The following is a 16297-nucleotide window of genomic DNA, read 5'->3' on the forward strand; positions in this document are numbered from 1 at the left end:
ATTCAGTCCCTTTTCCGTAAAGTTGGAATGGATGACTCACCCATTTGATCGGCGTCCCGAGTACGGGAGCCAATAACCAATACGCTGAAGGTTTCGACCTGTGGAACTGCGTCGTAAGGACTCTCGGCAGTAGCGGTAACCGCAAACGTGCCGGGCGCCGTAGCGGTGAAAAGATATCGGGCCTCACCCGACTCATCGGTGAGCTCGGTCTTTACATCGTCTGCATGCTCAAAGGTCACTGGCAGCGTCGAAACGGGTGCGTTGGTGTAAAACGAACGAGCCATCAGATACAACCGTGTTGACTGCCCCACTTCCAGATCGACATCAGGCCCGTCGGCCTGCGCCAGGATTCGGTTGTGTGCCAATGGAAGGACTACCGACGAGTAGCCAAACTCAGCCTCAACGAGGGAAAACACAATGCCTTGCGTGCCCTTTTCGGTGCTGGCACGGGCATCGAGTTCCCACTCTTTTCCAGGGATGGGAACAGGCTCGTTATCTTTGGCCGTCAGCTTCATTCCCAGATCGTCGCCATCCTGCAATGTCGCCGACATGGCAAGCCCGACCATGGGACTTTGCGTGAGCGGCACAAACTGCAACGTATGGAGCGCTCCGAGGCAGGCCGGTATCGACTCTCCGGGAGCCAACGGCCGGTCATCGAGTTTCAACTCCCCTTCTTCCGACAGAACGGCCGAAATCAATCGCCCCTCCAGATCATAAGGTGGAAGCCCGGAATCCGAATCCTCTGAATGGTGGCGTACCTGCAATGAGAAGAAAGCGCTGAACTGCGACGTGGAACTGACCATGTAGATCAGCCCGCCTGCGGGCATTTTGCGAGGGGTGGCCGGATCGGGGAACACCTGAAACTCGAGATCTGCCCCCTCACTTGAAAGGTTTATGGAAAAGTCTTCATCTATCAGCAACTCGCCAACCGGCTCGATTTTCAGTGCCACTGCCACAGCATTGCGAAAACAGATCAGCCCCACACCCCCTTGCTCTCGCCCATCGAGCGTCACCTTCGCCAATTGGGCCCAGGGACTCTCTCCGAATACCTTAAAGTTGTACTCGTGCAGACAATCCACATCATCGTAACGATTGACGACTCTTAAACCGACTTTGGAATCGCCTTCGGCGCCCGGCTCGAACGAGGCCAGAACATTGCCGTTAGACCCCGTCGGCTTTGTAGTTTCCGGTTCCCCATTGTCACTCCAATAAGTGGTGGCGTTCGGAACGCCTCCCACGCCGGGCACTCGCGATTCAATTCGTGCAGACAACCGTACATCGGGCCCACCCGTCACTGGAAATTTCGTTAAAACCTTCGGATCGACGATGGAGAGCGAGTGATGACCCAGGTTCACTTTCAACAATGGAGACGCCAGCAGCAACTTTGAACACTTGAGTAACAATGAGACTTCACCGTTTCTGCGGTTTTCACAAACCACGTCCCAGCTCACGTTGCCCCCGTCGACCGGCTGGGTGTCAGGGGTGATCGCTATGCCCACATCCGCCGGCGTCTCGTCCCCCGGAAACTCCATCGTCAACAAAGCTTCGTTCAAGACGCCATCGCTAAATCTCGCCCTCATCACATGGCTTGCACCACGGTTGAGGTAGATCGGACTACTCCCCCAGTTCCCCTCAGGGAGTTCGTCCAGTTGAATCTTGAAGCCTTTCCAGGGATCGCTCTGGATGGCGTGGATGCTGAACGTGTACCGGGCCTCTTCCGGCCGGTAGTAGCTAACGACCGATGCCTTGATTTCGTGGTTGCCCGAGGTCGTCGGCAGCCATGACAAGGAAACCTTGCCATTCGCATTCGAGTCCTGCTCCAGCAACACCGTATCACCCAGTTTGAAAGTGACCTTGCGATTGGCCAAGGGCATCTTGGTGAAGTGGTTGACCACTTGCACAATCAGTCTCACGGACTGAGCCAGGTCGATAACCGGGAAAAACCAGGGCTCCTCCACCGCAATGATGTCCAGCCAGAAATGACCACAAACCACTTTCAACTCATACAGTTCAGCGGTGTATTTACTGCGTATGGCCAGAGTGGCAGTGACTTGCGCATCAGCCTCCGTATCCTTGCAGGAAAGTTGCCAGGCATTGTCGATGGATTGCTCCTGCTCCATAGCCGGGACTGCCCGAAGCAGGTCATCGGTATCGGCGATCGGGACCAGCCCTGCTTCTGTCCCCTCCCAGGCGTTTCCATCCTCCACCAGAAATCCGACTTCCTGGGTGCCACCAATGCACAGGCGGATCTCACCCGGAACCTGAGTCACTCCGTCGACCGTCAAAGACGACAGCTCCAGATCCTCCAGCAGCAATAACACCTCTGCATGCGTGAAACGTACGGCACCTGGCCCGATACCTCCATTTGAAGGGCTCATGACACGGACTTCGAGTTGCGTTTCACTCTCGACGAGCTTCAGCTCCTCCTCCCACTTGTTCAAATAGACGTCTTGAGGTCCTTCTTCGGTCGCCATTCTGAGTGAATTGACAAGCTTGAGATTCGTCTGGCCTGACTCGGCGCCAGTGATCCGGACAGTTCCGTGCGCGCCAGGAAGGAGCCCTGTAACTTCGTACAAGAAATGCAGCCAGTAAACCGCCTTGTCCGCCTTCGGCCGCGGCTTGTCCGGCAATACTATTCCTTGCCAGCCTTCCCCCAGATTCTTGGCAACCATCAGGTGGACATCGTTACCGTTCCACTTATCAATGTTGTGATTTACCGAACCCAAATCATTGGTTTCCCAAGGAACCAAATCATTGATGAAGTCACCATTTTCAAGAAAGCTATGGTTCATGGCCGTACCTTCCCTGCCTGAGTGGCCAGGCGTTTTTTCGGTGACTGACGCGGTGCTGCAAGCACGGCTTCTACAGCACTACCGAAAAGCGGGCCGCCATCGCGAGCGCGATAACTCACGGTCAAAATAAAATCACTCAAAGACTGCAACAGGTTGGCCTGACTCTCCCTGGTTGGCCTGGGAAACGTAATTTTGTAGTTCCCATGGACACCGGTGCCTTCAAAAGGCAGCAGGCGATCGCTGGGGGCCCGGTCGACAATACCGTTGTCATCCACGCCTCGAGACAAACCTATCTGTTGATAGGGCCGCAGGTTCTGCACCAGTGCCCCCGGAGTCGGTTCGCCACTTTCATCGTGCAGATATTTGAACGTGTCGATATCCGGTTGCAGCATTGTCGAACTGCCAAGTTGCATCAGGATGGCGCAAAGATTCTCGTATGGCCCCAACAGCCCCGGGCAGGTGCATGTCAGTTCCACTATCTGCCGGCAGTAATGCTGCGGATAGTCATTGGCGAAGTGGCTTTCCTTCAACCTGAAATTCAGGCTTCCCGATTTGATGAAGTTGTTCCATTCATCTTCGCCCACGAGCTGACTCAGGGAGAACGTCTTCGTCATTTCCAACTGACGTTCATGGCGCTGGATCCGCGCGGCCGACAGTTGTAACAGGCCCATTTTCAATGCCGCACCGGATGTGAATCCATGGCGGGTGTCATTCCAGGCATCGGAACGAATGATGTTCGTTTCGAAGTCGCCCGTTTCATACTGCAGAGCGCGTTCGGCATTCGTACAAAGACTGACGCAAAGGTCATTGAGCTGGTACAGCAGGGTCTTGATCTGCCCCACGATCCAGTTGCTCAGATCCGGGCCGGTACTGCGCTCCTTGTAAAATCGGTAAATTTCCTTTGACTGGGTATTGGCCATTTCCGATTGCTCCAGGCTGGCCCTGGCCGCCCTGATCCCGTGTTCCTGAGCCAATATCTGTTCGCGCAAGCCCCGTGCCTGGGCGCGGGATTGATTGTATTCAAGCGTCCATTCTTCACCGCGCCGACGATACGACTCGTTGATGCCGGCCTCCTCGGCTTCACCTCTCCACTGTTGGGCCACCAAATGGAGCAACTGGGCGCCCGTATAGGGAACCGCCGACAGATCAACGCCCCCAAAAGACGTCCCGAACACATTGGGCAGCAACCTCAGTCCCGCTCCGACGGTCTCGAGTGCCGCAGCCCCCATAACAACCTGACGGGCATCGCGGTTTTTTTCGATGACTTTGTTCTCGGCAGTGGACACCCCCTCCCTGATCAGGCGTTCGTAATGTTGCATCCGTTCGTTGACCATGCTTTCGCTCTGGCGCAAAGAAGCAGCCGTGGCCTCAAGCTGGGCGATGGTTGCCTCGTGAATCGAACGGGTATGTTCGGCCAGTCCCATCAAATGCTCATGCTGCAGTTCTTCAAGCTTGTTGCGGTCACGCATTTCCAGCCACGAACGCAGTTGATCCTCCTGCTGGATCAGAAACTCGACGGCGTCCCGCGCCAGTTCGTAGACGGTTTGAAATCTGTAAGGTACGACCTGTATCTGGCCACCCGGACTGCGTGACGAGCCCAATGTGCCATTCCCCTGAGCAATCAGCAGTTCTCTGGGGTCCCCCATCGGTGTGAAAAGGGGGAGCACCAGATCGTAACCGTCGATCGAGCGGTTCGAACGCAAATTGTCCAGACGCGATTTGAGTGAAACCCAAATGGCAGCGGGGCGTTCGTTGACGCCCGCCTTGAAGATGCCGCTACCGGTCAAATCCAGACGCGGTTTCCCATTCATCGACATAGGTATATCTGCCAGTGAAAGGTGGAGCCTGGTCTCAAACGCTTTAAGAGGGTCCCGATTCTTGATTGCAGCCAGCAATTTATCCAGCGTTTGCGACCTCCAGGTGCTACCCGTATCGGTACCACTTTTTTCACCGATCATCCTCCAGGCCTTGCTGTAGAGCAGGCCGGCACGGACCATGCTGTCGTAATCAAGCCGCCGAAACAGATCGTCGCCTTCTGCGATCAGGTTCTGGATGTAATGCAGGAAGACCGCAATCATGAAGTGAATCGGCGCGCAATATCCGAGCGCATCCGGATCCGTCGGCACCAGTTGCTCGTACGAGCAATCGACATGATCGATTTTCAACGGACGGCAGAGCCAGTAGGCCGGCCGTGCATTCAAATTGGTACTGCCGCGCTTTTTCACCACCTCAGGTGAAAGTGGGTGAAAGACGTACTCCAGCCAGCGCTGTGCTTCCTGGTAACGACCCTCTTCGGACAGTCGCCAGAACACCAGATGCGGTATATGAAAAAACAGTTCCCAGATGTATTTGCCGTTGCAAGCGTCAAACGGGCCATTCTGTTCGAGCGAGCCGTCCGGCAGAGGGTCTTCTTCGACATGCTGGGTATCCCAGCTCATCAGCGTATCCAACGATACCGCCGCACGGCTGGTCAGAATCGCAGCAATCTGGGAACCCAGTCGAAGGTGCCTGAGCGCCTGAGTCGGGTCGTTGAAGCTTAGAAATTGCGCGCCCCGAGCATTGGTTTCACCGATGGTCGGGGTCAGGTAATCCTTCGGCGGGGCCGTCAGCTTTACGAGGAACGTCACTTTCACGCCATCCGCACTGAAGTCCACAGGGATGTCTGCGTTGACGGGAAAAACAGGGCTTAGATAGACAACCCACGGCGATGTGACGGCTCCGTCCAGCGGGGCGGTGAATTGCGACGGGGCCGGATCGGTCGGAGTCGGATTCTGGAGGCCTATGCTGAACGGAACGGCGTCATAGAGAACTTTCTGTTCGAGTCGATTGTCATCGTTGACCACCGTCGCCCCCAGTGGGTCGACAGAAAAACCGGCGCCGGCCCGGATTTCCTCCGAGGTTCTTTCGACGAGATAGCGCAATGCAGGGTCTATGAGTTTTACGACAGATTGCGCTTTCCAGGTTCTGTCGCCTGGTGCGACTTCCTCGAAATCCGTGACAGCAAACGAATGGACAGTCACGTACTGAGCGTTTTCCGTGGAGAGGAGCACCTTATGTTCAGCTACAGGTTGTCGACGCGTCGTCAGGGTGATTGTGACGTGCGTATCGTCAGCGTCTTGAATACTGACATCGGTGTAAGTGCCGGCATGCAGTGCTCTCCAGTGGATCGACAAACGCTGTAAAACCCGCCCGGCTTCGCGCACGGCAGTGCAGCGACCACGCACCCTCAACACTTGAGACACACTGCCGCTCTGCAGCCTTTCGCTACTGAAGACAACATCAACCGCCAGTCCGCTACCGATGGGATCAGCCGGTGGATTCTCGGGCTTGATCTCGATTTTCGGATAATCGGCGGGCACGACTTTCTGTTGCACGCCGTTACGATTCCTGAAGCGTCCGTAGACCATCGCCAGCGAGGTGGAAATATCGCCCTCCACGCTTCTCATCAAATGATCGCGCACTTCATGGATCTCGATCCCGCCGGGAGTACCGTTCCTGTCGGCGGTGTGAAGATTGGTGTAACACACTCGCAGCCGATCATCGCTCGGGCTTCCATCACCATCAGAAAATACCGCCAGCCAACCATCGGAAACGTCCGATTCACATTTTCGGCTATGCAACGTCAACGGAGCGGACCACGTCTCGTCGACCGACTTGAACGCCAATTTAATGTTCAAGGTCCAGGGCGACTGCACCACGCCCTCGCTATCGACCTGGCGATCGATCCATTCACACCAGACCAGCGCCAACTGGCCAAGCCACAGCACACAGCGGATATCAAGGACCGTGCCAGTGGTGTCGATGTTGCACTTTTGCCACTCCTCCCAGTTCGCCGGGTTGATTTTTGTACTGTGCTCGTCCACCTCGACCTTGACCTTGCGCAGGTAATGGTCGAACGGTTGCGTGCGACTCCTTGCCACCAGGTAATAAGGTGCGTTGCGGTTTTTCGTCCCGTCGATATAACCGCTCCTGACCTCCAGATTACTGAGCTTCTCGAAACCACTTGTGTACGACATGAGCGCCACTTTCACCGAAGCATCAGTCAGACGCCTCTGCATCAGCTCGCCTTCCAGTACACGGAACAGCTCGGTTTTGTTCAGGCGCAATGGCGGTTCGATGTAGTTGGCCGCATGCACTTTGAGCAGCACATTGGCCGACCATGAACTGTAATTGCTCAGGATCTTCCACCAATAGTCCTGGTCGTCCCGATCGAAAGAAACGTTTTTGTAACCGAGCTCCATGCCGCCATAAACGCCATGGATGTACCGCTGTAACGTGCGCACCGTTGAGGAAACATCGGTGGCTTGCGCTTGAGCCTTGTCCTCCAGGTCAGTCAGCAGCACGTCGCTCAACGTTTCCGTAGCGGGGACGGCGACAGGGACAGGTGCCAGTCGGTGCCCCACCACCACGTCGACCATAGCCTTCAAATAACGCTCTCTTAACGAAGTATCAACGGACGCAGGCATTTTTTTTCTCCCTGTCTCGCGGTGGGAATCCGACCGCAGGTAGCCTTGGGCAGTGGGTCATCTCAGGATTTATTTGAACGGCGTCGTACCAGCGGTCGTTTGCGCAGACTTCCTGGAATCACCAAGGCCTGCGGCAACTTGTCGGCATGCACACTGATCTCGAAGTCACCGTTGCGCACGTCTCCTGTCCTGAGCTGTATGACGTGAGGGGTGTCGCCATAGGTGAACGACTCGGCCATGGGCGGCTGGAAGTCCAGGGCCAGTGCTTTCGTGGAGTACTGGGAACTCCACCCCGCAGCGCCGCGGCTGTCTTTGAGGGAGGCAGGATCACTCGGCTGGATCTCGATGCGATAGCGCGTGCCTCTGAACAAATCGAGTCGCCCAGGGCCTGCCGGAAGAATCGGCTCACGGTTCAACTCGTCACCGTCAGGTGTCAGCGTGAACAGAACGACGCTCCATCCGAACGCCTTGATGGCTTCAACCGTAAAGCTGTGCACTTGCGTCGGATGGTGTTGCAGGGTTGCGGTCACCGTGTACGTGCCGACCGTTGATGTCTCGAACGGATAGACGGAACGACCTTGCTCATCCGACAGGACGATATCGGTGACAGGAGGAACCGATTCGACTTTCCAGACGACCGGATAGAGCCCGATGGGCTTGCCATCTGCACCGGGCTTATCCGCCACATCCACCCACAATAAAGTCGGACGCGCACCGATCACCGCCATTGGAGGATTAGCCAGGTAAAGCACGATCTGGGCGGTGTCGATTACCTCGACTGTGAGCCGGACCTCGGCGTCGCTGCCCAACCTGGCGAAAATCGCCAGAGGGCCGGCCGCAGGGTTGGGTACAGAGAACGTAGCGATTCCTGATGCATCGGTGGTTTCATCTTTTGTTGTCGTGGCAGGCTCCGTCCTCCACGAAACCACCTGCCCCTCGGAAGGCAACCCATCGAGCCCGACGACCTTGCAGCTCACCGGCAATGGAACGCCCACCCTTGCTACTTCGGTAACGTAAGGCTCAGCGGAGATCCGCGGCGAATCCTTGAACAGCAGCGAATCGGCGAAAGTCATGGTATGGGAGCGATCGACAGGCCCGACCATATACCGGGCGGAGCCTGCCGAAAGGCTGGATACCCACACGAAGCTTTTGCCATCCTTGTCGGTGACAGTCTGGCGCGGCCGTATCTCGCCAAGCGTTGTTCGCCACTCCAGCGGAAATCTGGCGGGGCGATTGCCATACTTGTCGAGTACCTCAGTGAACAACATGACTTCTTCTTGCCTGCCTGCCAGAAGCGGCGGGATGGTTTTGAGTCTCGAGCTCAACTCGGGCTCGGGCCTCAGGGACTCCATATCAGGCCCTATGGTTACCGTCGGACCGTAGGCAGGGTCGCTGAGCAGCAGGTTGTAGCTGAGATGGGCGGCCCCCATTGTTTTGCCAGCCTGCAGGCGCGCCACCGCACGCCCCTGGTTATCGGTCCTGACTTCGGGAGTGAGCACGACACCGATATCGGTTTTGAACTGAATTGGCACCCCCTTGAGGGGAACACCGAAAAAATCCTTCAACTGGAGCAGAAACTCCGAAACTTCCTGATCCACGTTCGCGATCAGGTAGCGGTTGTCGACTGTGCACAGGGTGGTATAGCTCTGACCTGCCTCGGCCGACTCCGGTAGCGTCTGCAAATTGACGAAACGATCGTAACTTTCCAGCGAACTGCGCGCAGCCTTGGCGTATTGCGCCTGGGTATCCAGTGGATTCAGGTTGCCAAGACTGACGACGGCTTCGGCATCCAGCCCTTTGGCTGCCAGCTCAAGTGTGCGTCGCAGTACATCAAGCTCTTGCAGAGTCTGTAGCAGCGGAAGTGCGTCGCTGTCCTGAGCTTCACCCTTCAAATGGCTGACGACTGTCAGCACATGCTTGATGCCGCAGCCAAAGAATCGGGCGAGTTTGTCAGCCGCCGCATCGCGCACCAGCCGACGCGCATCCTCGCTCAGATCGGGCTCAAGAAGGTTGACCTGAAGGAAATAGTCGAGAATCTTCTCTTCCGGCTCCCGGGCCTGCTCCACCACTCGGCCGAACATCGCCAGGTAGTAAAGGGTATTGATCGAGATTTCGTAGCGGTCACCAAGACTGAACCACTGATAGTTTTCGTTTGCCTGGAGCATCTCCAGCAGTGTCGGGCTCACGTTGAGCGTGCTGGCAATCCGGGCTCGACGCTCGACCTCGGCGAACAATCGCAGAAACTGATCCGGCTCCTCCAGCGCTTTCTTCAACGCCCAACGCTTGCGCTCTGCAGGCATGCTCAGTGCCTGTGCCAGGAATCTGTAGGGATGCCCCTGCGCCCAAGCGAGAACCTGACGGGTCAGCAATGAATCGATCCGCAGATAGACCGCAAGGTTCTCTTCAACCATCGTGCGCTGCTCGTCGCGGCAACGCAGCAGAATCAACAGCAGCAGCGCTTTCAACGCTTGCCTTTTCGCTCCGAGCGTCGGATCGACCAAATCCTGATAAACAACCAATGCAACGGTTTCGCATTGCTCCTCGGCGTACGCCAGATATTGCTCTTCTGTCTGGTCGTACTCACCGATCACCAGCCCGTGCTCGTCCACCAGCAAATTCAACAAGGACGACCAGTCGATGATCAGTTCGCTATGCGGGAATCGTACCGGAGCGCCTGCTGCCAGCAACGTCGCCGTTTGCACCAGCACCGACGGTACCTGGCTGGCCAATTGCCGAAGAAACTGTTCCTGGCTTTCAGTCCACACGGTCGGGACAACGACAGGATTGAGGTGTTGCACCAACCACAGCACCGGCAGATTGAACGCCTTGGCCCATTGCGCGCACTCGATCAACCCATGGATGGCGCTCAGCACATCCGCGCCTTCCGTGGACCCCGATTCGGACACTGCAGGCTCAGCCGCCAGCTGGACGCTCAGTCCGAGGGTTTGCGCCAGTGCGGTGTACTCGATCGGTGTCAACTCACTCAGCCGGGCAAGCCGTACCAACCGCCACAACGCCGAGAGCGTACGCAGATCGCAGTCCAGGGAAGTCGTTTTGCCCTTGGCCTCGGCGATAACGATGCTCAGGTAGCGACAGGTTTCGCCATTGATACGCAACGCGGTGCAAATCTGGTGCACCTTATGCTGCTCGGCTGCAGTGACCGGAATGATCGCCAACGGGCTGCCATCGATGCGCAGCGGGTCATCAACTGGAAGAGGGTCGTTGTAAACCTGATCAAAGAATGCTGCTGATCCATTCTGACCATGGACCGACAGCACATCCACCAGCCCCGCGCACTCTTCGGCGGTGCAGCCATGAACGTTGATCAGTTCCACGAACAGGCCCAGGCAGCTCAGGGTGGTGGGGCGAATCCAGAGGGATGTACTGGCGCCTGCGCGCTGCTCGGCGCTCATTGCGGCCACCAGTAGCCTGTCCACCTCATGGCTTGGCAATTTCAGGATGTTATCCAGACGCACCTTGCGGTGAATGCGCTCGGCACGGTGTTCAAGCTTGACCGTCGGAAACTCACCGATATTCGTCAGCAAATGCTTGATATCGATCGCTCCGATTTCGAGCCCGATCGCCGGCTGCTCTGCGCCATTGACGTAACGAGCCCCGGCAACCTCCCCCGTCAGCAGCTCCTCCGGATTGCCTATTGCAGGAACGTTGGGCGACAGCTTGGGCGTAAATTTATCCCACGCCAGCAAGCCGTCCACCTCCGACTGCACGAGGCGGGTCGCAATCTTGAACAGCCCCAGCCGGCGAAGATCCTGATTGTCGAAAATGGCCGGCCCATAGTTCTCGCGATAAAAGTCTGTGGAGGTTTTTTGCGGGTCAGAATCGATGCAACCTGTCAGTGGATCAACCCTGTCAAAGGACAGAAGAGCCCGTTCAGCACTCAATGGAAACACCGAGCTCTCGAGCTGCAACGCCATCGCTTCACGCCCCATTGGCAAGGTCAGTTGCCAGGCTGCGTGATCGCGTGCGCCACGGCCACCCGGGCGTATGAAATACGGATAATCGCGGTCCATCCTGCGAATGATTTCGCCCAACGAGCCATTTGGCACAACCTGGTCCACCACATGCCAGATGCCGACAGCATCCGTCTCGAACGGCATGCTGAGGGGGACACGTGTCGAGCCCAGAAATTCCTGAACCGTTGAATACTCGGGAGGCAGCGTTTTCGAAAGCACCGACTCCAGTATCCGACTGTGGATGTCGACCCGGGACTTCTCTTCGTTGATGGCCGCAGGATCAATCAACAGTTGATCGACATCCGGGCGTCGGTCTTGCAACGGAATGGCATCAGGGCCCGCGTGCTTCTCGATTTCGTCACGGACAAATTCGCGCAGGCTGACCAGATAGGCGACCGGTGAGGCATGATGCTCCGGGCTGCCTTTTGGCGCCGCCCCGTCATTATTGGGAGTGAACAATTGATCGTAGGTGGGCAAACTCACCAACGCCTTTTTGTTGCTGCGCCCCGGCGCCGCACGCAGTTCCTGCTGACGGTATAACCGGGTGATCTGCAGCGCCAATGCCCTGCCACGCAGCAGCAGGGTCTCAGCCTGCGCGTGCGTCAAACCGAGTGCCTGCAACTCACTCGGACTGTGCTTTATCAGGTCGAATACGCTGGAAAATTCCGCGAGGTAACGATCCAGCTTGCGCGGCACAGACAAACGTTTCTTGCCCTGGCCCAACACGGCTCTGACCAGTTGATGCACGGGGCTCGTTTGCGTAGCTTTCATTCAGGCGCTTCCTATTGAACGGAAAACCAATGCCAAAGACGTGTGAGCGGGCCTTGTTGACTTCAAGTTGATTTAGCGCTGATTTGGATGAGTGGGCTACTGTCAGATCTGACAGGTTTTTCGACCACTGGTCGGGATTTTGATGCGCGATGTGAGAGCTGGAATAAAAAAGGCCCTCAAGGGAGGGCCTGAAAGGTTTCGGTCAAAAGCTCAGCCGAAGTCGTGTCGGTTCAAGGGTATTGAATCGACGACGGAGCGGGAGCAGCAGTCATCGCCCGCACCTCGAAACGCTCGCTCCTGCGCCATTCCGAAGGCTGATCGTTCAGCATATCGCGCACCAGAACCCAGCCCCCACCCTCGGCCAACGTAACAGTGCTTTGCGCCTCCCAATAGCCATCTGCACGGGCCTTGGCCGTCGCCAGTACGTTCGTGTTGTTGAACCATTGAGCAATGGTCACCGTCGCTTCTGGTCTGGCCAGCCCTGAGAAAACCGGATTCGTGCCGACCCTGTCGCCTGCCTGAGGCTGTGTGATTTGGGGGGCTTTATGCAGCAACTTGGGAATGATCTGGTCAGACGTTTCGGAATCCAGCCCGGCCCCGGCTCGCGCGATGGCAACGACTCTGCTGCTGGCGGTCATATCGTGCTGGACACTCGTCGTCCAGTAACCGCGTGAATCCACGGTGACGGGAGGAAAGTCCAACGATGTCTGCAGTCGCCTGACGATAACCTGATCGCCCGGGAATGCGCCGACCCCGGAAATCCATAATTGACGACCGATGTACTGATTCGTCAGAGGCGAATCGATCTTCAGTTTCTCAGGCACCACTTTCACGTTGCGAATGGTCGCGGCGCTGAGATCACCACCATCACGAATATAAACATTTACTGCTTTAGGCCCTGTGGCCAGATTGATACCCGGCGCGCTCCAGATGCCGCTGGTTATCGCAATATTGGTGCGGAGCGGCGCGCCTCCAATCCACAACTCGACGGTACCGCTGCGTGCAGTCGTCGTGCCGCTGAACGTCGACACTCGCGGCGTCGGACCGCCCTCGGGCGGAACTGTGATGTCGGCCGTCGGCACGCCGAATTTCACTGCAACACGAGCACTCTCGACCGATGCGTTTGCGGGATTATCCAACTGGTACTGCACGGCAAACAAGGTCTGATCACCCGCAGCCTGTTTCAACAGGGCGATCTCGAACTTGCCGTCGGACTTCACGTTATCTGCGCCCAGCTCCTGATTGCCGATGGTCGTGAAGATCCTGACCCGGCAACCCGGCCAGCCTTCACCGGTGATGATTGCCTGGAGCGGAACCGCTCCGGTGGTAAGGATTTTCGGCTGCGGTGCGCGAACGGTGAGCGATTGTGTGGACGGGGTGGACTTTTGCCCACCGAATTCCGCTGTCACGCTGACCGTATAAGTAGCAGGTGCCCAATCAGACGTGGCGTCCAGATAGAAACTGGCACCCGTTGTGGTAGCGGTTTTGGCTGGCCCTCCATTGATCTGTACCTCGACCTTCGAGCCACTCCACATAGTGCCGCTGATCCGCGGACGTTGGTCGGTAGGTGCGGTGATGGGGGTGAGTGACGGCGGGGGCGACGGGATGATTACCGCAGGGACCGGCGCAGACTGCGAATACTCATTATTGACCAACATTTTGGCGGTCAGTTGATTGTAATTTCCCGGGGCGAAATCGGTGGTGGAAACAGTGGACCACGTCTGGTTGGTGACCGTACCGGCAGGCACCCCGGGACGCATGTCCACGCCGTTATTGTAAATGACCACCACGACCTGGCTCGTGCCCCAGTTCTGCCCACGGCCCGAAAACGTCAGTTTATGACCGTTTCGAGAGCTAGACAGTTGTGTTGGCACTGGTGTAGGGACGTTGGTACGTAGCTGAACCCACCCATCACTGTAAATACGCGCCGTCCCGACGCCGGTAACACTTTGCCGGCAGGAGTAATGAAGAGCCCCCGGCAACTGAGACTGCGGTACATCGTATTCAAATGTGCCGTCCGACTTGATATCAACACTGAATAAAGGAGTATTAGCGTTCCCGGGCTGATGAAAATGGACTTGTCCGCCCCTGAAACCGGTGCCATGCAGTTTGACTCGTTCACCTGTAATGGTGGAAGTAACCACAGGCGGCTCTGGTTTGACATTGAATGTGACGGCCGCGCTACGCCCGGACCCCTTGCCTGAATGGAACTGCTCCACCGTGAGCGCGTGAGCCCCCGGATCCAGATTGTTTGTCGTGATGGAAAACGTATCCGTTGTCGCCGCCCCTGCTGTTCCAACTTGCGTGTTCGAGGGGCCTATGTAGGCAGTCAGAGTGGCACCGGGCAGACGGTTACGGCCTGTCAGTGTGAAGCCCAGCGGTACAGTCAATGGGGTGTTGGTAATAACCGGATAACCCAGTATCTGAATGGTGTAATGATTGGTGTAATTCTGCGCGCCATCGATTTCAGCCGTCACCGACAAATTGCCACTGCCCAGAGTCAGGTTTGCCAGCACAGATGCCTGCCAACTGCTTCCTGCTCCTGTATTGGCCGAGGCAGACAGGGGAGTTCCGACGCCCCCCAGGACAACTTTCACTGAAGTATTGGGCGCAGCGATTCCACCGAAGACGAGATTTTTTAAAGGCACTACTGTACCTGCCGCCGGTGAAGTAAGAGCCGCCCGATACAGGTAACGATTGTCTGACTTACCGGATCCCCATTGTCCATATAGATGCTCAGCAGCAAGACTCAGTTGATTTACACCAGAAGGAATTTGAATATCAGCCCACCATTTTCCGTTTGCTGCAATACTGGCAAAACTTGTTGACATTTCATAACTTTTGTAAACGCGCAGAGAATAAGCCTGGACCCCTTTAGTGCCGGTTACTTTGAAGGATGAGTCAGTAAAGTTCTTGGTCGGGTCAATGATGGGTCGTATGGGCGAGAACGCGTATTCATTGATGACATCGCTAAAAGGTTTATCACCCGCGCCATTGACGTAATACGTACAGCGCAACAGGAGATTGAAACGTCTGTTTTCTGAATAAATCGACCCCTGGCCATTGATTGCATGCCACTGGCCGTCCTGCACACAGTCGCCTCTTTGGTGCACCCACGAATTGCGGCTGTTGAAACTTAAATACAGTTTCCCGTTTCCTTTACCATTATTCTTGGCTCTGTATCCAATGAGTTTGCAGGTACATTGAGATCCATCGGAACGGAATGCTACCTGTACCTTAGCCTCTAACCAATTTCCAGGTTCATTGAAACCAGCACGCACGACATACTCTACAAATTCAGACCCGACCGGTATCGAGGCCTGAGTTGAGGATCCGTCACTGGGTACCTGATCGCCATCTTCACCGATACTTCCTTCATGCTTTTCCATACGGCCTTCCTCGAAACAATTTCCTGATACTCATCCGGCATCGATACCAGCGGACTTGAACCATTGAGCACCAGAACCAGCCACTTCCGACACCTGTAAAATCTGACAGTCCCGACAAGCGGTAACTCTTCCCACAGCCCGCTCCGGCAGCGTTCTGCAAGTCGTAACAACGGGCTACGACGCCTTGTGCCATTGCCTACAAATCCCTCAGAATCCGCCGGCTTGTGCGCCTTGGCGTTGGCCCGTAACTTGATCCCCGTCGCTGCAATCAGCGGCCGGGTTTAGTCGCCCGGGGTCTTTAGTACGTTGCGCATAAGCGTCATCCAGTCGGGTATTCCCTATCCCCGCACTCGATGGTGGCTGTTCGCAGGGCGCCCTCGGGCGCACCGGTACGTACTCCCGGTCGACTAACCTGCTTACAGCCGCCACCCTTTTCTCGTTTAGTCGCGAGCCAATGGTGGCCATAACGACGAGTACGAAATAGATGAAGAAGCCAGTTCCAAATCCCCCTTCGGACACCGATCCAAAGGACCCGACCGATCAACCCGATCCGGTCTCCCCCTACGCTTCAATCGATTCAAAGAAACTCCACGACGCGGCCCACAAGGCCCTCGACTTCTACCTCAATCCCAAGGCCGAAAAACCGCGCAACTCCGTGGATCGCGGCATGCAGATGTTCAAGGTCGATCCCGAGATCGATTCCGAGGCGATCGCCATCCAGACCTACGAAACCTTTTCTTCGGTGAGCATTCTGTTGCTGGACCTGGCCGACAGCCTGGACGACAAGCCGCGACACCTGGCGATGGCGATCTATCAGTTGAGCGAGATGGGGTTGTTGCTGGCGGAAAAGACGCTGGATAACGAGCGGGCGATTGCGATAGGCGCGTAACGAAAAAGGGTCATGA

At 56.5% G+C, this 16297-nt stretch carries 5 protein-coding genes; 1 reads left to right on the forward strand and 4 read right to left on the reverse strand.

Features of this window, described 5'->3' with window-relative positions:
• Window positions 1-2: 2 nt before the first annotated feature.
• From M5B44_RS11400 to M5B44_RS11415, 4 genes are all read right to left on the reverse strand, one after another.
• Window positions 3-2792: an Ig-like domain-containing protein gene (locus M5B44_RS11400; RefSeq protein WP_248739211.1), complete on the reverse strand. Its 2790-nt coding sequence runs from the start codon at window positions 2790-2792 to the stop codon at window positions 3-5.
• Window positions 2789-7258 carry a neuraminidase-like domain-containing protein gene (locus tag M5B44_RS11405; RefSeq protein ID WP_248739212.1) on the reverse strand — a complete coding sequence of 1490 codons (4470 nt, stop codon included), beginning with the start codon at window positions 7256-7258 and terminating at the stop codon, window positions 2789-2791. Before M5B44_RS11405 ends, M5B44_RS11400 begins: the two co-directional genes overlap by 4 nt.
• A 62-nt stretch (window positions 7259-7320) precedes the next feature.
• Window positions 7321-12003, reverse strand: coding sequence for a Tc toxin subunit A (locus M5B44_RS11410; RefSeq protein WP_248739213.1), 4683 nt, complete (start codon window positions 12001-12003; stop codon window positions 7321-7323).
• 230 nt (window positions 12004-12233) lie between these two features.
• A complete protein-coding gene (locus M5B44_RS11415; RefSeq protein ID WP_248739214.1) occupies window positions 12234-15392 on the reverse strand; it encodes a hypothetical protein in 3159 nt (1052 codons plus the stop codon).
• Window positions 15393-15876: 484 nt separating this feature from the next.
• Here M5B44_RS11415 and M5B44_RS11420 point away from each other — a divergent pair, with 484 nt between their 5' ends.
• Window positions 15877-16281: a DUF6124 family protein gene (locus tag M5B44_RS11420; protein ID WP_248739215.1), complete on the forward strand. Its 405-nt coding sequence runs from the start codon at window positions 15877-15879 to the stop codon at window positions 16279-16281.
• Window positions 16282-16297 lie beyond the last annotated feature (16 nt).

The organism is Pseudomonas sp. MWU12-2029 (assembly GCF_023242425.1).
Taxonomy (GTDB): domain Bacteria; phylum Pseudomonadota; class Gammaproteobacteria; order Pseudomonadales; family Pseudomonadaceae; genus Aquipseudomonas; species Aquipseudomonas kribbensis.